The sequence below is a fragment of the Tolypothrix bouteillei VB521301 genome (assembly GCF_000760695.4).
Lineage (GTDB): Bacteria > Cyanobacteriota > Cyanobacteriia > Cyanobacteriales > Nostocaceae > Scytonema > Scytonema bouteillei_A.
This window is the reverse complement of the sequence record NZ_JHEG04000001.1, coordinates 3682490-3705834: the sequence shown is the minus strand read 5'-3', so window position 1 is coordinate 3705834 and position 23345 is coordinate 3682490. Positions and strand designations below refer to the sequence as shown.

11 protein-coding genes and 1 pseudogene are annotated in these 23345 nt (G+C 41.0%); 8 read left to right on the top strand and 4 right to left on the bottom strand.

Annotated elements, in window-relative coordinates; genetic code table 11:
• Positions 1-307: 307 nt before the first annotated feature.
• The 4 genes and pseudogenes from HC643_RS14610 (at position 308) to HC643_RS14595 (ending at position 2468) form a co-directional block, all read left to right on the top strand.
• On the top strand, positions 308-1060 hold the full coding sequence (locus HC643_RS14610; RefSeq protein ID WP_038074782.1) for an FkbM family methyltransferase: 753 nt from the start codon (positions 308-310) through the stop codon (positions 1058-1060).
• 119 nt (positions 1061-1179) lie between these two features.
• Positions 1180-1422 (top strand): annotated as a pseudogene (locus tag HC643_RS42570) (IS1634 family transposase); the annotation flags it as partial.
• Between the two features lie 412 nt (positions 1423-1834).
• Entirely contained in the window at positions 1835-2053 is a 219-nt protein-coding gene (locus HC643_RS14600) for a hypothetical protein (protein WP_038074786.1), read from the top strand.
• Positions 2046-2468, top strand: a complete 423-nt coding sequence (locus tag HC643_RS14595; RefSeq protein ID WP_038074790.1) for a hypothetical protein — start codon at positions 2046-2048, stop codon at positions 2466-2468. The genes HC643_RS14600 and HC643_RS14595 overlap by 8 nt, the downstream gene beginning before the upstream one ends.
• A gap of 733 nt (positions 2469-3201) precedes the next feature.
• Here the strand turns inward: HC643_RS14595 and HC643_RS14590 are convergent.
• Together HC643_RS14590 and glgP are read right to left on the bottom strand one after the other, a co-directional pair.
• The gene (locus HC643_RS14590) at positions 3202-4590 is read right to left on the bottom strand and encodes a cytochrome P450 (protein ID WP_038074797.1); all 1389 of its coding nucleotides are present in this window, start codon (positions 4588-4590) and stop codon (positions 3202-3204) included.
• 335 nt (positions 4591-4925) lie between these two features.
• Positions 4926-7139 carry an alpha-glucan family phosphorylase gene (glgP, locus tag HC643_RS14585; RefSeq protein WP_038074800.1) on the bottom strand — a complete coding sequence of 738 codons (2214 nt, stop codon included), beginning with the start codon at positions 7137-7139 and terminating at the stop codon, positions 4926-4928.
• A 997-nt stretch (positions 7140-8136) separates the two neighbouring features.
• Between glgP and HC643_RS14580 the strand changes: the two genes are divergently transcribed.
• The 4 genes from HC643_RS14580 (at position 8137) to HC643_RS14565 (ending at position 21790) form a co-directional block, all read left to right on the top strand.
• Positions 8137-8835 (top strand): DUF6875 domain-containing protein, encoded by a 699-nt coding sequence (locus HC643_RS14580; protein WP_038074803.1) that lies wholly within the window; start codon positions 8137-8139, stop codon positions 8833-8835.
• A gap of 687 nt (positions 8836-9522) precedes the next feature.
• Positions 9523-15432: an amino acid adenylation domain-containing protein gene (locus HC643_RS14575; RefSeq protein ID WP_473827430.1), complete on the top strand. Its 5910-nt coding sequence runs from the start codon at positions 9523-9525 to the stop codon at positions 15430-15432.
• Between the two features lie 115 nt (positions 15433-15547).
• The gene (locus HC643_RS14570) at positions 15548-19747 is read left to right on the top strand and encodes a non-ribosomal peptide synthetase (protein ID WP_038074856.1); all 4200 of its coding nucleotides are present in this window, start codon (positions 15548-15550) and stop codon (positions 19745-19747) included.
• Positions 19748-20761: 1014 nt separating this feature from the next.
• Positions 20762-21790 (top strand): glycosyltransferase family 2 protein, encoded by a 1029-nt coding sequence (locus tag HC643_RS14565; RefSeq protein WP_202048619.1) that lies wholly within the window; start codon positions 20762-20764, stop codon positions 21788-21790.
• A gap of 96 nt (positions 21791-21886) precedes the next feature.
• Here HC643_RS14565 and HC643_RS14560 read toward each other — a convergent pair whose 3' ends face one another.
• The gene (locus tag HC643_RS14560; protein WP_153021463.1) at positions 21887-22054 is read right to left on the bottom strand and encodes a hypothetical protein; all 168 of its coding nucleotides are present in this window, start codon (positions 22052-22054) and stop codon (positions 21887-21889) included.
• Between the two features lie 69 nt (positions 22055-22123).
• Positions 22124-23251 (bottom strand): carboxylate-amine ligase, encoded by a 1128-nt coding sequence (locus HC643_RS14555; protein WP_038074809.1) that lies wholly within the window; start codon positions 23249-23251, stop codon positions 22124-22126.
• Positions 23252-23345: the final 94 nt, after the last annotated feature.

The following is a 23345-nucleotide window of genomic DNA, read 5'->3' as shown; positions in this document are numbered from 1 at the left end:
CGTATTTATTAGAAGATGTTTTAAAACTGGTGACTGAGATATCCAAAATATTAACTCCCCCTGAAGGGAGCATACCTACGAGTGCAAAAAAAGCCTGTAAGAACCGAATTTTAGGGCCATAGCAAAGTCTGCCTACACAGGCTTTGCTTGTATAGCGGCGATTACGAACATCGCAAGAGTGTTTTTGCCAAATTGCGATGCTTCCCCCCTAAATCCCTCTTCTAAGGCAGGTTAGGATAGGGGAAATCTTGATACAACGGTAGCCTTTACAACCATCTTCTTAAAAATCCAATAAGGAGCGTCAAGCATGGAATTTAAAAAGTTAACTTTGCCCAATAATCTGGAATGTTATTATCTTGGTAAAGAAGAAACTGAATATATATATTCCGAAATTTTTACAGAACAGCAATATATTAGAAATGGTATTGCTATTAATGAAGGAAATTGTATTTTTGATGTTGGAGCTAATATAGGATTATTTTCTTTATTTATTAATAAACTGCAAAAGAAAGTAAAAATTTACGCATTTGAACCTGTAAGGGAGATATTTGAGATACTACAAGCTAATATTCGGTTGCACTCTGTAGCCAATATATCATTATTTAATTATGGATTAAGTTCACAAAATAAAGCAGATGTATTGTTTACATTTTATCCAAATATGGCTGGTAATTCAACAATAAAACCAATAGAAAAATTAGAACAACGAAAAGTTATGACTAGTCTCTTAAATGAGGAAAAAGTAAAATATCTGTTTCAAAGTCAGCTAGTTAAGGGTGAAGTTAAAACTTTATCTTCTATAGTTAATGATTTAAATATTAGGTCTATTGACTTATTAAAAATAGATGTAGAAGGTGAAGAATATCAAGTTTTACAAGGTATCAATCAGAGTGACTGGAAGAAAATAAAGCAAGTAGTTATTGAGGTGCATGCCCGAGAAGGCAGATTAGAGAGAATTCAAGAAATCCTTACTAACAATGAATTTAATGTTGTAGTTGAAAAAAATTCTTTAGTGCCCGATACGCTAAATACTTTTAATGTATATGGTGTACGTCCTTAATCACGTAGATGTAGCAAAGCTTACCACTCCTTAAACGTTAAACCTAGAGTTAACTAACTGCATTAGAGAGTGCAGTTAGTTCCCAATTAACTTTCATATTACTAAAACGCGGGTTGAATCTATTCTATAACCTAGCACAAAGAAAGTTGAGGCAAGCATTATTATTATCAGATGGTAGCGTCAGAAATCAGGTAACAAAATTCACAAATAAACCGACAATGAGATGGATATTTCAGATGTTTCAATCTGTACATTTGTTGCTGATAGATGGACAGCAACAAATGAGCAATTTAACAGAGGAACGTCAAAAAATATTAAGTTATTTAGGTGAAAGTTGCCGTCAATACTATCTGATAAATTGAACTAAGTTATTTGACTCAAAAAGTTGGAGACATTTTGAAATATATCAGAATTTGAGCGAAGATTATAATAGTCTTGGCTAAGTTAACATTGATTGATTTTAGATAAGTTAGTTGATTGATGGCGAAAGCGAATATATTAGGAGAATCTGTAAAGTTAATTTGCTGGTAGATTCTCTAATTTTGGTTTTATAAAGTTAATTTAAACCTAAAAGATTAGACTGATAGAAATCTTCTAGGCTTGACTTTTCAAAATTACTAGTAACATCAATCACATCTGCGAAATGTGGGTTATTACCAAAAAAACAACAGCATATTCTTCCTCCATTACCAACTTCCTTTCGTATCGAAGACTTTGTTCCGCAATTAACTGGCAACGATATAATAGCTGTAGTTCAAATTGATTAAACATTTTATGCCTCTCACTGAACTTATGCCTCTTCTGAAGGAATTATCTCACTCTGATAAGCTTCTTCTATTACATTTCTTGGTAACTGAATTATTGAAGGAATCAGGTTTAGCTTCATTGGACACTCAGGACAGAGTAGCTAGTCAAGGCTTATACGATTCTTTTGAGGCTGCTGCTGTTTTAGCAAAGGCGTTGGTAGAGGAAAAAGCGACGACACATGGATGATCGAGTTAGATTTGTATTCACTGAGGTAAATCCACAACTTGGTGCATTAAGTACGCTGCCCTATCTTCCGCTAGTCCTAACTTATCAAAACCAATCTCTAAATGTATCGGGCTTGCTAGATACGGGTTCTAGCGTCAATGTATTACCATACGAAATGGGTTTAAGGCTAGGAGCAGTTTGGGAACGTCAAAAACTCTCTGTTCCATTAGGAGGTAATTTAGCTAGGTTTGAAGCGCGAGCATTGGTGTTGATAGCAAATGTTGAGCAGTTTCCTCCGGTAGAGCTAGCTTTTGCTTGGACAAGAGACAGGAATGCTCCTTTGATTTTGGGACATATGAATTTCTTTCTAGCGTTTGATGTTTGCTTTTACCGCGCTGAGTTGGCATTCGAGATTAGTCCTAAAAGAGCTTCTTAATGATGGGGTCGCTGTGGTTAAATATCATGCAGTTGGTTGTGAATAAACAAAGAGGAATTGGAGCGCTAAAATTAGGTTAAATATTCTTCAACATTCTCATTTATAGGTAGGGATTTCAGGGTTTGAGTTAAATCTATATAACTATTCCAGCATCTACGTGCAAAATCTCTCCAGGGTTTCTGGCAAATTACTAAGTTTTGCTGACGGGGCAACAAAAAGGCTAGGATGCAGATAGAATCACTGACAATCTTGCCTAATTTCGTTGTATTTCTCACTATTAACATTTGCTTCACTTCATTTTTTCTTGGTAGCTGAAAAATATCGTAATAATGCCTAGTAGGGAGCATCCAGTTTTGGCAGATAGTCTTTTTTAGACAAACTATATACTGAGGGTTCTGGCATCAAATAATTATGTTTCTTGCAAAAGTGTATGCTCCCGCCTAGTACTAGTTCCTATTGGTTCTTGTTGTTTTGAATAACTTAAAAATTTAGAGTGTATAGCAAAGAACTTTTGTAAAAAAGTTCTTTGGAAATGCAATAATTACATAGATTATGATTAAAAGCTTGGCTACCCTTTAACTCAAGAGTTTTGGATTCAAATTGGATTAAAAATATAGGGTTCTCACCTGAAAAAAGTACAAATTTATCCGCGTTCGTCTGCGTTCATCTGCGGTTCCATAACTTTTTAAAGATCGCTCATCTACCGAAGCAAACAGTAGATGAGCCGAACAAACTAGACAGATGTGACAGTTTCCAAGACTTTTTGAGATTGCCGCAATCCTTTCACCACCATTGGTACTCCGAGTGATGGTCTCATAAGAGCACCTTGACGTACTGGCTGCACGCGTTGACTATCATCTAGTTCCATTTGCCACATGGAGAGTACTGTTGCCAAAACTAGTTTCATCTCCATCAAAGCAAATGCCAGACCAATACAGCGACGATTACCACCACCAAATGGTAAATACTCATAGGGAGTAAATTGACGATCTAGAAAACGCTCTGGCTTAAAATGCTTTGAATCAGGATATAAATCTTCTCGATGATGGGTCAAATAAATACTAGGCACTACCAAAGTACCTGGTTCTAATTGATAACCCATGACTTCAAGTGGAGATTTAACCAATCGATTTAATGCCAGTGTTACTACTGGATAAAGACGTAATGTCTCAGAACAAACAGCACTTAAATAGGGCGATCGCAAGATAGCATTTGGCTCTGGGTTTTCTCCCAAACTATCAATTTCTTGTAACAATTTCTCGCGAACTTCTGGCAACTTATGAATCCAGTAAAAAGCCCAGGCTAAAGCAGTGGCAGTGGTTTCATGACCAGCCACTAATAAAGTAATTAACTCATCTCGCAATTCCACATCAGTCATTGGCTCACCATTTTCGTCACGAGCCAACATCATTAAAGAAAGAATATCATTGCGGGATGAATTTGCTTGCTCTTTACGCTCTCGAATTTCAGCATAGACAAGTTCATCTATACGCTGGATTCGCTGCATCATTCTTGCTCCTGGACTCCAGGAACCAAAATCTCTTTGCAGGATGGGAAAAAGAAAAACAAAAGCATTCAACAAAGGATATTTTGGATTGAGCGTTGCACTCAGCTGCTTTGTTAAATCTTCGTAACGCTCCCCTTCCTGTAATCCGAATACAGCTTTTAAAATCACTTGAAAGGAGATGGCTTGCATGGAAGGCCGTATGGATAAAGATTCCCCAACCTTCCATTGACTAGTCACTTGCTTGGTAATATTGTTTATAAGCTGGGTGTAGTCCTGCATTCGTTCCCCATGAAAGGGAGGCGTTAATAGCTTTCTTTGCCGTTGGTGGGGTTTTCCTTCTAAAGCCAGCATGGATTGTCTCCCTAACAATGGAGAACTGATGCCAGCTGATTCGCCAGAGTCCAAGTATTTTGGATCGGTGGTAAAAATCTGTTGAATTGCTTGAGGATTGCTAATAAAAACTTGGGGCGTAAAACGGGGTCCTATGCGGAGAGTAAAAATCTCACCGTAGCGCTTTGCACAATCTTCCATATATTCCAGAGGGTTCGTCAGCCACTGGAGTGTTTGAATCCAAGGATGGGTCTTGGGACCGTCGGGTAGTTGAAAAACTGTCATTTTTGATAACTTCTTATTATTTTGCAACACCAAACTTTACTGCTGCTTTGTTACCCAGTTATAGAGAGGTTATCGATCTCGAGAATTGGCAAGATCGGCTGTTCCATCTAATTTGCATATTAACTTGCAGAGACGCTGAGGGCGCAGACCGAGAGGGAAGAGTCTGGTGCTTTTTCTCAAACCTCAAAAATTTGCCAGTTAAACGTGTTTTAGCTTACCTGACTTCTTTAAAAAGTGAATTGTCCAAAATGACTACAGTTAGCCTAACACAATACAGTAAGAAAAGGGCAGGTATGATACCTGCCCTGATACTGAACCAGGAAACTGTGAATTTTTTAAAGCAAAACTTTTGCCAAAATGGGTTGGAAACTTGTCGCAATCTCTGGAACGTACACCTGAGATACGTAGTCAGCAATCATCCTATCTGTATTAAAGAGGGGTGAGTTGGTCTTAATTGACGCTTTCATCATTTGCACCCAACGGTGAGGAATACCATTGCTGTCTTGGTCATAGTATAGAGGTACTATTTCCTCTTCCAGAAGCTTATAAAGCGACTCTGAGTCTATACTATCTTGCAAATCTTGATCGCTGGTGTGAGCATCCTCACCAATTGCCCACCCATTTATCCCTTTACCATTTGCATCTGCTATGTAGCCTTCACACCACCAACCATCTAATACGCTGCAATTAATGCCTCCGTTAAAGCAAACTTTTTGCCCGCTCGTACCTGATGCTTCTAGGGGGCGGCGGGGATTATTCAACCAAACATCAACGCCTTGAACTAGTTTTTGACCGACGTAGATGTCGTAATCTTCTATAAAAGCAACTCGATGCTGAATTGCTGAATCTCGACACCATTCCATCAAACGCTGAATAATGCGTTTGCCTTCTTCATCTGCTGGGTGAGCTTTTCCTGCAAAAATAATTTGCACCGGACGTTGGGCGTTGCCAAATATCCGAATTGCCCGTTGGGCATCACGCAACAGCAAGTGACCTCGTTTGTAAGGGCTGAAGCGTCTGGCAAATCCAATTGTCAGTACGTTGGGATCGAGTAAGGTTGCAGCTGCTTGAATTTTGTCGTAATCTTCACCACGCTGTTCGCGAGCTTTCTGAATTCTGTAACGCGTGTAGGCAATTAGCCGCTCTTTCAAAACTCTATGTCGCCACCACAGTTCTTCATTGGGAATGTCGTCAATTTTCTCCCATGTCTTGGGATCGATAACGCGTGTCTTCCAATCTGCTCCTAAATATTGAGAGTACAACTCTGCTAGTAAGGGCGCAGTCCAAGTGGGAGCGTGGACTCCGTTGGTAATATAACCAATGGGAACTTTGTCCTCGGATCGATCTGGATATAAAATCGTCCACATCTTCCGGGAAACATGACCGTGCAATTCACTCACACCGTTGGCTGCTCGACACATTCTCAATGCCAGTACAGTCATGCCAAAGGGTTCCCAGGGATCGCCCAATCTTCTTGCGCCCAATGCCAAAAATTGCTCGCGAGAAAGGCGTAACTTGGGCCAGTATTGAGCAAAGAAGGAATCTATTAAGTCAGGTGAGAAAACATCGTGACCGGCGGGAACGGGTGTGTGGGTTGTGAATACGCACCGAGAACGGACATCGGCTTCTACATCGTAGAAGGATTTACCCGTGCGTTCCATTTCCTGACGGGCAAATTCTAAAGTACAGAAGGCGGCGTGTCCTTCGTTGAGGTGATGGACGGAAGGTTGAATGCCTAACGCTGTTAGGGCTTTGACGCCTCCAATTCCCAAAACCACTTCTTGAGCAATACGGGTTTCTTGGTTACCACCATATAAATGCCCGGTGAGCCATCGATCTATGGGATCGTTGTCGTGGCGATCGCTATCCAATAAGAAAAGATTCACCCGTCCCACTTGCACTCGCCAAATTTGCAGTTTTACCTGGCGATGGCGAATGTCTACATCTATAACGATTGGTTCCCCTTGCTGATTTCTAATTAACTCCAATGGCATGCGATGGAAGGGGTTATCTACATAATAGTCTTCTTGCCATCCGTTTCGATTCAATCTTTGTCGGAAGTAACCTTGACGATATAACAAGCCAACGCCGACCATTGGAACACCTAAATCTGATGCTGATTTGAGGTGATCCCCAGCCAGGATGCCTAAACCACCAGAATAGACGGGTAAGGATTCATGAATTCCAAATTCGGCGCAGAAGTAGGCAATGGGATTTTCTCTGGAAATTTGCGGTGCTACCCGGCTCACCCAAGTATCTTGTCTGGTGATGTACTCATCAAACTCTTTTGAGAGTGCTGCAATCTGCTTGAGGTAAAAGGGATCTTCTGCTAACTGGGTAAGACGCTCGTATGATGCTGCTTCTAAAATTGCTACTGGATTGTGACCGCAACGTTCCCACTCTTGGGGATCGATGGTTTGGAAGAGCGTAATGCGATCGCTCGTCCAACTCCACCAATAGTTATAAGCTAAATCTGCCAAACGCTTGAGCGGGAATGGTAATTTCTGACCCAATACCTGCGCTGCGGTCATTCCACTGCTGATATTCATATATCTCAACTTTTTTGCTTAGTTGTTCTCTCTTTCAGTCCACACTTGCTGCCAAGCAATTAGTCTTACTTAGTTTGTTGTGCTTAAGTCTTCCTCTAGAAACTATCCAAGTAAGCTTGGGAGCAGATTTTGACTGTTGTTATTTTTTGAGCTACTCAAGATCATCCTTCTTTTCTGATGATTTTGACAACTTTTTTACATCAAATTAATTGACATTATTTTAAATAAATTTTTTTCTTATTAAGTTTTTCTTTAAAGCTCTAATGCATAAAACTAAATCTCTGTCAAGAATGCGATCGCGTGAAAATTGTGTTCCCCCTGCTCCCGATTCCCTATCCTTACGAGCAGCACTCACCCTAGTCTTTTTTTATACTAACTTCTTAGATTGATTTAGGAAAAATAGATTTAATTTTATTACAACAAAAAATTATTCCTTCTGTATAAACAAAGTTTTGTTATACATTTCTTGATACTTTTTACACCAAACTTCATTAAATTTTCATATAAGAAATAACAAACAAGTTATAGGATTTCCAATTCCCTATCCTCCCAATAAAAAGCATAATTGTGTCAAAAATATGTACCTACAGCGATCGGATTGTGTCAAAAGAGTGTAATGCCCTCTTCTACACTAAAATTTTACAATTCTATTAGGTATTATGAGTTTCAATTTTACATTTTTTTTGATAGACGTATATATTAAGTGGAAATTAAGGAGTCAGTGAAAGATTCTATGAAGGAAGAATATTTACATGAAGAAAGTATCTGACGACTCAAACCTACAAAGCTCTTACAAAGGCACGTACACAAATACGTGGAGAATACATATATCTGTTTCTATGAAGAAGCAGATTCAAGCAAGCTGCTAACCACTACATACTCAAAATTCACTTCCCTATGAGGAATGAACGCCACTTATTTATTATGTTTGGTTGTTCGTGACTTCGTTCTTCATCGTTTCAAATTTTTTTTGACAAAAATACATGGAATAATCGCAATGCAACTTTATACACCAACCGATCTCAACCAACTTGAGCAAGACCTTCCCTACTTAATTAAAACTATGGAGTGGGTTGAAAATTTTGTAGGGCGTTCTCATCCAGATTTGGGCAGACCTGGTCCTGTGTGCCCGTTTGTTCCTCACTCAATTAGATCGAACAGTATGTCTCTAGCAGTTCTCAGAATTCAAAACTTGGAAAAGCAGCAATTGATAGATAGTATTTTACGCTATCGAGATATTTTTCTTGAGACAGAGCCACGAGAGGGAGTAGCCGCCTTAAAAAAATCGCTGTTAATCGTTCTACCTGATGTCGATCCTGACGATGCAACTCAAATCATTGATAGTAACCACCAAATACTGAAGCCTTTTTTTGTAAAATTAGGGCTGATGATTGGGGAATTTCACAAACATACTCAAGGAACAGGAGCACACAATCCAAAATTTCATCCATTTCAAAGCCCTATACCCATGTTTGTTATTCGTTACATGGTGGAATCCGATATTTTGTTTCTTCAGGATAAAAACCCATATTTACGAATTCAGTATCTCCAAGCCTATTTAAATTACCTCGAAACTGTGTATTCACAGAGGTTTGGTCAGAAGATTAAAGATGAAACTAAGTTAGAGAAGGCTCGCCAATTGATACAGATAGCACAAGAGCAATTGCAAGCAGAAAGTTTAGATTTTACTTATTAGTTTTCCTCGTAGAAAAATATAGCAACGCTTCCAACAGAGTTTCTTCCGTGTCTCTACAAACAGTTAGATGAAGATGCACAACCAATTCCTAGAGCGTTCGTGCAGAAATCAATATGAAGACAAACAACCTGGTTTCTCTGGATCGAAAAGCTCGATTTCTCGTAAGCTCAACTTGAAGAAAACGGGTTTTTGGGAATACAATACCGACGCTCTAGATATGTCTGACCTATGAATACATCTCTGAGGAAGAGGAGAACAGCACTGGCAATCATTGAGAAATTCATGGGGAAAAACTCTTCTCCTCTCCTTCTATCTCAAGCAGCAAAAACTCAAGAGTCAGTATTGACTTTAGTGAGGAAATGCAAAGAATTGTGTATCCAGGTATGTGTATATGTTTTTTTGTGATAGTTAGTTTTTCGTTTTTTTTAGTTCGTTGTCTTGCTACACAATAATTTCATAATGACAACCAGTATTGCAATGATAACTTTACATTTTTTTTGGTATTTGTTAAATATGGCTCTTTGCAACCATTAAAAAACCAGGGAAATACTAAATTTTTCAAAGCTGAAAATAATTGCAACTTAGTCTTAAGAAATTTTCTTAACGCTTATACCGAAAGAAAACTCGAGGTCCTAAGAAAATTCTGAAAAATAAGTTTTTAAAAATTACGATAATCCTTTCTAAGGCATTAAAATTAGTATCCCCATGAACACAAATTTATCCTATCCATCCACTCTTCAGTTAGAAAAACAATTGAATTATTGGAAACAACAACTAGTAAATGCTAGCTTAGTTCTGGAATTACCGACAGATAAACCACGACCTGTCGCGCAAACACGCGAGGTAGAAAAGCTATCTTTTACACTTCCTCAAAATCTATCGCAAGAACTGCACGCACTATCGCAACAAGAGGGCGTGACTATTTTCTGCACGTTATTAGCAGCTTTCCAAACTCTGCTGTCTCGCTACAGTCGCCAAGAGGACATTTTAGTTGGATGTCCCGTAATGGCAGATGAAGGACAACTCATGGAGGCAAAAGCTAATGCTTTAGTCTTGCGTACTTGTATGTCTGGCAATCCCAGTTTTCGAGATTTGTTACAAAAAGTTCGTTTGGTTGTTTTAGAAGCAAGAGCTAACCAAGACGTTCCATTTGACAAACTTGTAGAAGAACTTCAAATAGAGCGATCGCCTTCGTATCATCCTTTGTTCCAAGTGATGTTTGTCTTACAAAACACATCCAGACAAACGCTAGAGTTACCCGAACTGACTGTAACTCCTATAGAAATGGCTAGTCTGGTATCTAAATTGGATTTAACTCTGTCAATTGAAGTCATCGAACAAGGATTGCGAGGAGTGTGGGAATACAACCCCAATCTGTTTAATCCAGGAACGATCGACCGATTGAGGGGGCATTTCCAGACATTATTAGAGAGTCTTGTTACTCATCTTGACTGCCCAATTTCTCAATTACCATTACTCAATGCAACTGAGAAACAACAATTGTTGGTTGAGTGGAACAATACTCGCAAAGACTATCCGCAGCAGTTTATTCATGAGTTGTTTGAGGAACAAGTGAAGCGCACTCCTGATGCAGTTGCGTTAGTGTTTGAAGGTGAGCAATTAACCTATCGAGCGTTGAATAGCCGTGCAAACCAACTAGCGCACTATCTCAGAAGTTTGGGTGTAAGACCAGATGTCTTGGTTGGCATCTGTATGGAACGATCTCTGGAGATGGTTGTAGGTTTGTTGGGAATTCTCAAAGCAGGAGGAGCTTATGTACCTTTAGACCCAGAGTATCCTCAAGAGCGTTTAGCATATATGCTAACGGATTCCCAAGTATCTGTGCTGCTCACTCAAGAAAAACTCGTCTCCAGGCTGAATCATCAGGCACTCGTTATTTGTTTGGATACTGATTGGGAAAAAATTTCTGGAGAACAAACGATTAATTTAAACAGTGGAGTTCAACCAGACAACTTAGTATATGTCATTTATACTTCTGGCTCTACTGGAAAGCCAAAAGGTGCAATGAACGTTCACTCAGGGGTTTGCAATCGTTTGTTATGGATGCAAGAAGCATATCAACTGACACCCGTAGATAAAGTCCTGCAAAAAACTCCTTTCAGTTTCGATGTTTCTGTTTGGGAATTCTTCTGGACTCTGATAACAGGCGCATGTCTGGTCATTGCCAAACCAGGTGGACATCGAGATGCAAATTACTTAGTGAATCTTATTGTCAAAGAGCAAATTACAACTCTGCATTTTGTTCCTTCAATGCTGCAAGTATTTCTGGAAAGCGAAGGGTTAGAACAATGCAACAGCTTACATAAGGTTTTTTGCAGTGGTGAAGCTTTATCCCTTGACCTCCAAGAAAAATTCTTCAAGTGTCTGAGATGCGAATTGCATAATTTGTATGGTCCTACAGAAGCGGCGATTGATGTTACATTTTGGCAATGCCAGCGACAAAGCCAGTTAAGAACTGTACCTATTGGACGTCCTATTGCCAATACACAAATTTATTTGCTTGATGAGCATTTGCAACCAGTTCCTGTAGGTGTACCTGGGGAATTACATATTGGTGGTGTGGGATTGGCAAGAGGTTACTTTAACCGTCCTGAACTGACCAATGAAAAATTTATTTCCAACCCCTTTATTCAAGAAGAAACTGCACGCCTGTACAAAACTGGAGATTTAGCTCGTTATTTGCCAAATGGTGAGATTGAGTATATTGGACGTATTGATAATCAAGTAAAAATACGAGGATTTCGCATTGAATTAGGAGAGATAGAGACTGTAGTTAGCCAACATCCAGCTGTACTCCAAACTATAGTCATTGTTCGTGAAGATGTTCCTGGTAACAGGAGGATAGTGGCGTATTTGGTGATGAAACCAGAGCAAGTCCCTGTCACCCCAAGTCAACTGCGCGGCTTTGCAGAAGAGCGGTTACCAGATTATATGCTGCCATCAGCCTTTGTCTTCTTAGAAACTGTACCATTAACCCCTAATGGAAAGGTAGATCGCCGCGCTTTACCTGCCCCAAACGCATCCGATCTGCTTGATAGCAGCAATTTTGTCGCACCTCGCACTCCTACTGAAGAGATATTAGCCGCGATTTGGTCACAAGTTTTGGGTTTAGAACCCATAGGAATCCACAGCAACTTTTTTGAATTGGGCGGGCATTCACTGCTAGCAACGCAAGTGATTTCTCGATTACGCCAAACCTTTGGTGTGGAAATGCCGATGCAGCGTTTATTTGAGACACCAACGATTGCTGGTTTAGCAAGTGCAATCGCCACTTTTCAAAACCAGAGTAAAAATGAACATTTACCTATTCCCCGACAAGTCAACCGACGCTCAGTTCCTTTATCCTATGTTCAGCAGCAACTTTGGTTCTTAGCGCAGTTAAAGCCAGACAGTGCAGCATATAACATAGTTGAAGCGATGCAGTTGCAAGGCGATCTGAAAGTGGACGTATTGCAAAAGTCGTTAGATGCGCTTGTTGTCCATCATGAAGTACTGCGGACTACTTTTATTATAGAAAATGGAACCCCAGTACAAGTGATTGGTGAACCTCGGTCAGTAGAACTAAAAGTGGTCGATCTCAAGGATTGCTCGCTGAGCGATCGCACAACTGTCGTACACAAGCAGCTACAAAATGAAGCGCAACGTCCTTTCAATCTAGCATCAGATTTAATGTTGCGTGCGTGCTTGTTTGAGCTATCCCCACAAGAGCATATCCTCATGTTGACGATGCATCACATTGCCACTGATGGTTGGTCAATGAGCATTTTGTTTGAGCAGTTGACAACTTTGTATAAAGCATACACCGAGAATTGGCCCAATCCTCTACCAAAGTTGCCCATTCAATTTGCCGATTACGCAGTTTGGCAACGTCAATGGCTTGAAGGCGACGTGCTAAACAAACAACTCAGTTATTGGAAACAGCACTTAGCAGATGCAACAAATGTACTGGAGTTGCCTGCGGATAGACAACGACCACCCGTACAGAATTTTCGAGGTGCAACGCAGTATTTTGAAATACCCCAGAGTTTATCACAAGCACTAAACGCACTATCACGGAAAGAGAGCGTAACGCTGTTCATGACATTACTGGCAGCATTTCAAACTCTGCTATACCGCTACACGGGACAACAAGATATACTGGTTGGCTCTCCCATCGCAGGTCGCAATCGAACAGAAATTGAAAACCTGATTGGATTTTTTGTCAATACTTTGGTAATGCGTACCGATCTGTCTGGCAATCCCAGTTTTCAGAAACTGCTGCAAAGAGTACGAGAAATAGCAATATCCGCTTACGCCAATCAAGATTTGCCATTTGAAAAGCTAGTACAAGAACTCCAACCAGAGCGATCGCTCTCATTTCACCCTCTATTCCAAGTCATGTTTGTCCTGCAAAATACACCAAAACAAATGTTGGAGTTACCAGGGTTATCGATCGCTTCTATAGATGTTGATAAGCTAACATCTCAGTTAGATATGACTGTAGTAGTAGAAGAGACAAAGCAAGGTTTGCGTGTGATTTGGGAATACAATACTGACCTGTTTGATGATATAACCGTAACTAGAATGTACGGTCATTTCCAAACATTACTCGCAGGGATCGTTGCTAACCCACATCAGAAAATTGACGAACTGCCATTACTTACACCTAGCGAACACCAGTTATTAAGTGAGTGGAATAAAACTCAAGTAGATTATCCGCAAGGGTGTATCCATGAATTGTTTGAAGACCAAGTCCAGAGAACTCCCCATGCAGTGGCAGTGATGTTTGAGAATGAGCAGTTCACTTATGAGAAGTTGAACAATCGCGCCAACCAATTAGCTCACTATCTTAAAACTTTAGGTGTTAAGCCGGGTGTCTTAGTTGGCATCTGTATGGAACGTTCTTTAGAGGTAGTCGTAGGGTTATTGGGAATTCTCAAGGCAGGTGGGGCGTATGTACCTCTCGATCCAGAGTACCCAAAAGAGCGGTTAACCTTCCTTATAGAAGATACCCAAATACCAGTCATACTAACTCAAAAGAAATGTATTAAAAGTTTACCAACTCATGAAGCACAATCGGTTTGTTTAGACTCAGATTGGGAAATCATTAGTAGATATAGCCAACAAAACCTTAACTGTGAAGTGACAGCAGATTCCTTGCTGTACATTATCTACACATCTGGTTCTACAGGAAAACCCAAAGGTGTCATGATTCCTCACCGTGGAATCAGCAATATGCTCCACTGGCGTCAAGAAACGTTTAAGCTGACCGCACAAGACAAAGTATTACAAACCTATTCTTTGAGCTTTGACCCCTCAGTGTGGCAAATATTCTGGCCCTTATTATTTGGTGCTCAGTTGGTGATGGCTCGTCCTCAAGGACACAAAGACACAGCTTACTTAGTGAATGAGATTATTGAGCGGCAAATCACTGTTATTGGGTTAGTCCCATCCATAATGAATGCACTGCTAGAGGAAAAGAAATTGGAGCAGTGCCGAAGCCTCAGACATATTACCACTGGCGGTGAAGTTTTATCAGTAGAGTTGATGGAGCGCTTTCACGATCGCTTAAATTTAGGCAATCTTTTGGTCAATTGCTATGGTCCAACAGAAGCGTCTATCGATGTGACTGCTTGGACGAATCAGCCCTATGCCCAAAATATTAATGTTCCTATTGGTCGCCCAATTTCTAACGTACAAGCTTATATCTTAGACACAAATTTGCAGCCCGTGCCTGTTGGTCATGCAGGAGAGTTACATATTGGCGGGATTGGTCTGGCTACAGGTTATCTCAACCGCCCCGAACTTACAGAAGAAAAATTTATTCCCAACCCATTTAGTTATGAAACAGGCGCAAAACTTTACAAAACTGGAGATTTAGCGCGTTACTTATCAGATGGAAACATTGAATTTTTGGGAAGAATTGATTACCAAGTCAAAATTCGCGGTTTCCGCATTGAATTAGGAGAAATTGAAGCATTCCTCAGCCAACATCCCGCAGTGCAACAAACATTAGTCATGGCTAGAGAGGATGTTCCTGGAGACAAACGGTTGGTCGCGTATGTTGTTCTCAATGCCGATTCCAATGCCTTAAACTCAAATGAATTGCGAAGTTTTTTAAAAGAGCGTTTACCAGAGCACATGGTGCCATCTGCCTTGGTCATCTTGGATAAGATGCCACTATATCCTAACGGAAAGGTCAATCGGCGTGCATTACCTGCTCCAGATGTATCTCATGTTAGCAATCGCAACAACTTTGTTGCACCCCGCACTCCTACAGAGGAAGTTCTCGCTGAGATTTGGTCAAACGTTTTGGGTATAGAACAAGTCGGCATTTACGATAACTTCTTTGAACTAGGGGGACATTCGCTGCTAGCAACGCAAGTGATTTCTCGAGTGCGCGAAGCTTTCAGTATAGATCTGTCGTTGCATCGCTTGTTTGAAGGACCGAACATTGCTGAGCTAGCGGCAATAATCGTCCAACTTCAGCTTGAGAACACGGAAGATGAGGAAATAAATCATTTGTTAGCTGAGTTAGAAGATCTATCAGATGAAGAAACTCAAAACCTTTTAGCACAAATAATGCAAGGTTCTTAATCGACAATTTGGGCTAAGACAGTTCAAAGCTTTACCCCGTAGCCCACTGTCAAATTCTTATTAATAAAAAACTTGATGTAGTTTAGCTGTGCAATTTAGAGAAGGATTGGCAAGTATGGATAATATTAACCAAAAGATAGCTGCTCTCTCACCAGAAAAAAGGGCGTTACTGGAGTTAAAGCTCAAAAAAAATAAGATGTCTGATGCCAAGACACAGCAAACTATTCCGAGAAGAACTAACACATCATCAGCGCCTCTATCTTTTGCACAGCAGCGACTGTGGTTTTTGGAGCAGTTGGAGCCAGACTGTTCGTTGTATCATATTCCCCATGCTCTAAAGTTACAGGGAAACCTTAATGTAAATATATTGCAACAATCTCTAGATGCAATAGTCAACCACCACGAAGTCCTGCGAACTAACTTTATTGCGCGTGATGGTGAACCGATACAGGTTGTTGGTGAGCCTCGCTCGGTGGAACTGGAGGTGATTGACCTAAAAGATTGTCCGTCAAGCGATAAGCCGGGTACGGCTTGCGCCAAGGGCGATCGTGCCACTATAGTACAACGGCTCGTACAAGAGCGGATGCAACGTCCCTTCAACCTCATATCAGATTTGATGCTGCGCGGTTGTTTGCTACAGTTATCACCGCAAGAACATATTTTGCTGTTGATAATGCATCATATTGCCACTGATGGCTGGTCGATGAGTATTTTCTGCGAGCAGTTGACCGCCCTTTATCAAGCTTTTATCAACGGAAAGTCCAATCCCTTACCAAAATTACCCATTCAATATGCAGATTATGCAGTTTGGCAACGGCAATGGCTTTCTGGAGAGGTATTAGAAAACCAACTCAACTATTGGAAACAGCAACTAACAGGTGCAACCCCTGTTTTGGAATTGCCCACAGATAGACCGCGACCTGCAGTCCAGACTTACCGAGGCGCAAAGCAGTTTTTTGTACTTCCTGACAAGTTGTCACAAGCGTTGTCTGCATTATCGCGGCTCGAGGGTGTGACCTTATTCATGACACTGTTAGCAGCATTCCAAACCCTGCTATACCGTTATAGCGGACAAGAAGACATTTTAGTTGGTTCTCCAATCGCAGGACGAAATCGCACAGAGATAGAAGGGTTAATTGGATTTTTTGTCAATACCCTAGTACTACGCACCGATATGTCGGGTCATCCCAGTTTTCAGAAACTATTGCGTAGGGTGCGCTCCGTGGCCATGTCTGCTTACGTCAACCAAGACTTACCATTTGAAAAGCTAGTCGAAGAACTGCAACCAGAGCGATCGCTCTCGTATAACCCCTTGTTCCAAGTCATGTTTGCCTTGCACAACATGCCCAAACAAACACTTGAGTTACCAGGGCTAACTATTTCTTCGATAGAGGTAGATAACATTATCTCCAAGTTTGATTTGACGTTGTTTGTGCAGGAGACGGAACAGGGATTACAGGGAGTATGGGAGTACAACACAGACTTGTTTGATGCCGCCACAATAACTCGGATGAGTGGACATTTTCAAACATTGTTGCAAAGTATTGTTGATAATCCACAGCAGAATATTGACAAATTATCAATGCTTGCGTCTGCCGAACAACACCAGTTACTGTATGAGTGGAATGACACTCGAGCAAACTATCCACAGCAATGTATTCATGAATTGTTTGAGTTACAGGTAGAGCGTAATCCTGATGCAATAGCAGTGGAGTTTAAAGATGAACAATTAACCTACCGAGAGTTAAATAATCGCGCTAATCAACTCGCGCACTACTTAAGAGCTTTAGGTGTGGAACCAGATGTACTGGTTGGCATTTGCATGCAGCGCTCCAGTGAAATGATAGTGGGTCTTTTGGGTATACTTAAAGCCGGAGGGGCTTATGTACCTTTAGACCCAGCGTATCCCCAAGAGCGTTTGACTTATATGCTGTCTGATTCAAAAGTACCAGTGCTACTAACAACTAGCGAGTTGGTAGCCGCGCTTCCAGAGTCAAAAGCACATATAGTCTGCTTAGATACCGACTGGAAGGTCATTACCCAAGAAAGTCATCAAAACCCTGTAAGCACCGTACAAATTAATAACTTAGCTTACATTAACTATACTTCAGGGTCCACAGGCACACCTAAAGGAGTAAAAGTTCTTCACCGTGGCGCGATCCGTCTGCTGTTTGGTGTAAATTATGTTCGGTTGGACGCAACACGAAAATTCTTACACATGGCTCCGATTTCTTTTGATGCTTCCACATTTGAAATATGGGGAGCATTGTTACACGGAGCGTGCTGTGTTCTTTTCTCCGAAAATATTCCTACAACTCAAGAGCTAAGTAACGCCATTCATAAATACGGCATTACAACCTTATGGCTGACATCAGCATTGTTCAATTCTATTATTGATGACGATCCACTAGCATTGTCAGGAATTCAACAACTACTGACTGGTGGGGAAGCACTGTCAGTTCCCCACGTTCAGAAAGCTCTTGAAAGTTTGCCATCTACAGAAATCATAAATGGGTACGGTCCAACAGAAAGTACAACTTTTACTTGTTGTTACTCTATACCCAGACAACTTGATAAGACAGTACAGTCAATTAGTATTGGGCGTCCGATTAGCAATACCCAAGTCTATTTGCTCAATACTCAGTTACAACCAACTCCTATTGGTGTACCGGGGGAACTTTATATAGGTGGTGCAGGTTTAGCCCAAGGCTATCTCAATCGCCCAGAGTTAACTGCCGAAAAATTCATCTCCAACCCCTTTAATCAACAAGACGAGGAACGCCTGTACAAGACTGGAGACTTAGCTCGCTATTTACCTGACGGTAATATTGAGTTCCTTGGACGCATCGATAACCAAGTAAAACTGCGCGGTTTTCGTATAGAGTTAGGAGAGATAGAGACAGTACTGAGCCAGCACCCAAGTGTACTCCAGAATGCAGTCATCCTGCGTGAAGATATAAGGGGTGACAAACGCTTGGTAGCTTATGTTGTTCCCAATCCAGAAACAGCACTTACAGTAAATGAGCTGCGCCACTTTTTGCAGGAAAAGCTACCCAAGTACATGGTTCCAGCTAGCTTTGTGATGTTAGAGGCTCTACCCCTTAGCCCTAACGGCAAAGTTAATCGTCGCGCTTTACCAGCACCCGAACAAGTGAGACAAGAGTCGGAAACAACGTTTGTTGCACCATGTGATGAATTAGAACACCAGCTAGCACAGATTTGGGAAGAGATTTTAGGTGTCAAACCTGTTGGTATAAAAGATAACTTTTTTGAATTGGGGGGACATTCGTTGCTAGCCGTGCATTTATTTGCACAAATAGAGCAAAAACTGGGCAAAAAACTACCTCTGGCAACCCTTTTTCAATCAGGAACAGTAGAAGCTTTAGCCCAGATGTTGCGCGAGCAAGAAAAAGCAATGAGTCATCAGGTCTTGACAACAGCGCCTGCAAAAGACAAATCTGTTGCTTTGTGGTCATCGCTAGTAGCAATTCAACCTAAAGGTTCTAAACCACCTTTCTTCTGCATTCACCCTGCTGGTGGAGAAACTCTCTGTTTCCGCTCTCTGGCACTGCATTTAGGATTGGATCAACCATTTTATGGATTACAACCACGAGGATTAGATGGAAAGCAGCCACCCTTAACTCGAATTGAAGATATGGCAGCGCTTTACATTCAAGAAATCCAAACTATTCAACCCAATGGTCCTTATTTTCTTGGCGGGTACTCTATTGGAGGGGTCATTGCCTACGAAATGGTTCTACAACTTCAAAGACAAGGCTACAAGGTTAATCTTCTCGTCATCTTTGACAGTGGTCTTCCAAATTCAGTCAACCAGCGTTTACCATTTCATCAGCGAAGCCTCATACATCTTGGTAATTTTATCCGACGCGGACCTTCTTATTTAAGGAAAAAGCTTGTCGGTTGGTCCGAGTGGGGCAATTATCAAATCCGAGAGAGATATACGCAGTTGTTAGGTATTTCTAAGCCTTTACCTGAAGATGACAAGCACATAAATATTATCGACGCTAATCTACAAGCTCTAAAGGCATATACCATGCCAACTTATTCAGGTCAAATTACTCTGTTCCGGACGGATGAAAACAGTGATGACTCACAAGATCATGCTGTTGGCATGAAACCCGAACCGCTTTTAGGTTGGGATAAGGTAGTCACTGGAGGAATAGATGTTCATTATGTTCCTGGTTCTCACACAACCTTATTTGAAGAACCTAATGTACGGGATTTAGCTGACAAACTAAAAAATTGTTTAGAGAAGGGTTATCTCACATCTTGCACCTACACCCTAGAAGAGTGAGGCTATACAAACAAAGCCTGCCTACGCAGGCTAATAAGCTAGATTTTACGTTTTGATGACAAAAACATATGTTTATTACAAGACGGTATTTTCAGTACTAATACGTTTGTACAAGATGTGAGTTATAATCTCTAAGCTACTTTGTCGCCCCTTCAGAGGACGTATTTGTTCGTGGTTTAGCGTTATAAATTCAATAGGATTGCTATATATGGCGTAAGTAGTTTCAGGACTTAATGTCTCATTTTTTACAAATAAGAATCAACATTACCAATTGCGAAAGCGCAAGCCGTTGCGCTCCTACATATCGGGAACGTTTGTTAACCGTTAATCCGGGTAGTAGTCAAGTTACAAAGCTTCGTATCAAATGAGGTACACCTCAAACCGAACCTCTCCTTGCTAAGGGGAAGGTACGCAATAGCGCGGGTGGGGTATTTCCGTACTTTATCAAGTTGAAAGCTGCTGTAAGCAGTACTTAAGTCCTATAAAGTTCTCATAAAGAAAGTAGTAGGAAAAATTTTGATTCAAAAAAGTAGGCAATTTTTTGTAATTTTACCTCTATCCTCAGTATATATTAAATAAACATACTTCAGAGAAAACAGGGAACGAGGACTGGGGAATTCTTGCCCACTCTTAAAAGTGTGGAATTAAATAAGGATGACCTTTTTCCTCACACTATGCGCTGTAGAAGAGCATCTTTTTTGTTAAATGTGCTTTACCATAACTCAAGTTTTTTACAAAAAATAAAGAACGAGGTTTTTATTTCTTCGTTCCCTGGCTTCTTGTTTTGTATTTTATTGTCCTAACTGTCTTCTAGAGGTCATTTAAATTTATAGGGAATTGATAACAATCAATTTATAAATAATCTTTAGATGACGGGTTAGTGCAAGTCAAAAAGGGGCTCAATTTCTATTGATTTAAAAAAAATGAAATCTTACATAATTATATCAAACTAAAATTACGCTTTTATCTAATTTTTTTAAACAACATAGAAGCTAAATTTCTTACTTTGTAATTATGCACCAACAAAATCCTTATATTCCTAATATTCCATCAGTTCGAGAGACTGTAGCACGTCCCTTATGGTCAGTTATGATTCCTCACTATAATTGTGTGGAATACCTGCGTGAGACCTTGGCTAGCGTATTAACACAAGCTCCTAGTTCTGATGTCATGGAGATTGTAGTTGTCGATAATCAGTCTACCGAAGGCGATCCGGAAGCAGTTGTGGCAGAACTAGGACAGGGACGTGTAAAGTTTTATCAGCAACAACGCAATGTAGGTATGTTGAAGAACTTTCAAACCTGTTTGGAATTGTCTCGCGGTCAGTTAATTCACATATTACATAGTGATGATTGCGTGCGTGAAGGATTCTATCAAAAAATGACGGAAACCTTCAGCAAAAATCCAGATATTGGTGCTGCTTTCTGTCGCAGTGTTTACATTGATATGTATGGGCAATCGCAAGGTTTATCCTCGTTGGAACTACCTGAAAGTGGTATTTTGCCGAGTAACTGGATAAAGCGAATTGCCGAAATTTGCTGCATCTCAGTGCCCTCACTTGCTGTAGTACGGCGCGAGGTGTACGAAAAACTGGGAGGATTGGATAGTCGCTGCGGCTTGAGTAGTGACTGGGAGATGTGGGTAAGAATTTTTGCTAACTACCCAGTTTGGTTTGAAGCTGAACCTTTAGCTATGTGGCGTATTCACGCGTCGTCTAATAATGTCACAAATGCCAAGAGTATGACTTTTATTCAGGAAAACTTTCAAACTATAGAAATTATTTTTCAATCTCATCTACACAAACTCGTTAACAGTAAACTCCATCGGAAAGTTAAGAAAAACTGTGCTTTTCTGGCTTTAGAAGCTGCGAAATTATTAATGCAGAAAGGTGATATATCTGGAGCACGCGCTTATCTGCAAACAGCACTTCAATACAGTCGCTCCTGGAAAGTTCTGCTTGCAGCTAGTCGTATCATCTTAGTTAATGGTTTACTGGCTATATTACAATACAGTTCACTTAAGGTTGAAAGTCGTGTAAATTAAAACTTATTCCCTTGCTAGCAGGTCTAGTGAATTCAGACATCAACCGATCGAGAGCACAGTGCAGGTGGTATTGCTTTAAGATTACCGCACTGGCTCTCACTTTACAAAATTGAATGAGCCTGATGTCTTGAAATTGCTATACAGGCTCAACTTATTTACCCGCTTTGCAAAGTTTGCAAAGCGGAATCCAGAGATAAACTTACCTTCATTGAGGTGGTGATGAACAAGATGGACAACCCAGAAATTCTTTTGAAGTTGTTGCATAATTGACCTCTCTCCTATCTGAAGTATCTCTTATTAAATTTTAAATAAAAACACCCCGTAACAACTAAGTTACAAGGTAATACCTTTGGTAGTCTCGGCAACGATGAAATCAACGACATCTTCCAAGCGTCCTGTATGCTTGTATACCTCGCGCTGCCGTGTCGCGCCGTTCCCTCGCTGCATCGTTTCCCCTACAAGTGATGAAATCTCGTCCCAGTCTCCATACTCTTCTAGCGCTGGGCGCACAAAGGCTAAAAACTTCTCAACCAGTTCCCTCGCTGGAACAGCACGCATTTCCCCAACATCTACTAGTTCTGTATTTAAACCATAGCGTGCAGCACGCCATTGAGCAGCACGTACAAGTTCGTAACGCACTGCTGGAAACGGTTTGTCTGCAAGTGCTTGCAAGTAACAGGTTCGTGCCAAAGCCCGCACCAGTCCTGCGATCGTGACTGCTTCGTCCACCGTCATACATACATCCGTAACGCGAAACTCCACAGTCGGGTAACGCTCAGAAAGACGCATATCCCAGTAAATTTTCGTCGCATCCTCTACACTTTTAGTTGCGATCAAAGCTTCTACAAGCGTTTGGTACTCAGCAACTGACTCAAAAATTAATGGCGGACCTGATATAGGCCATCTGCTCCAAATTTCTGTGCGATAACTTGCATAGCCAGTATCCGTACCTAACCAAAAGGGCGAAGAAGTGGAAAGTGCAAGTAATGGAGCAAGCCACACTCTCGCACGGTTCATGACACTAATTGCCATATTGCGATCGCTGATGCCAACATGTACGTGACAGCCAAAGATCATCAGTTCGCGACCGAGTTGTTGATACTCTCGCAACAGCCCTTGATAACGTTCTTTGGGCATCATCTGCTGTTGTTCCCACGATGAAAATGGGTGCGTCCCAGCTGCTGCGATTTGGTTACCGTCAATGGCTGCAGCGGTAATGACTTCCCGTCGCAAACGTACAAGTTCTGCACGCACGTCGCCAAGTGTTCGACACACGGGTGTGCCAATCTCTATTTGTGAGAGTTGAGCTTCAGGCTGCACCGTGTCGCCAAGAGCTTTCCGTGCGATCGGGAGGATTTGCTGCACGCGAGAACAAAGCTCACGTGTTTTGGGATTGATAATTTGATATTCCTCTTCAACACCAATGGTGAAGTCTTCTGCCCTCTGTATTTGCCCTGACATACCAAATGTCTCCTGCGCTTAAATGCTTTGACGGTTGCTGTTTGTCTGTCGCCGATGGTTGATATCGGAGTGGCAATTATACCTGGAGGCTGTA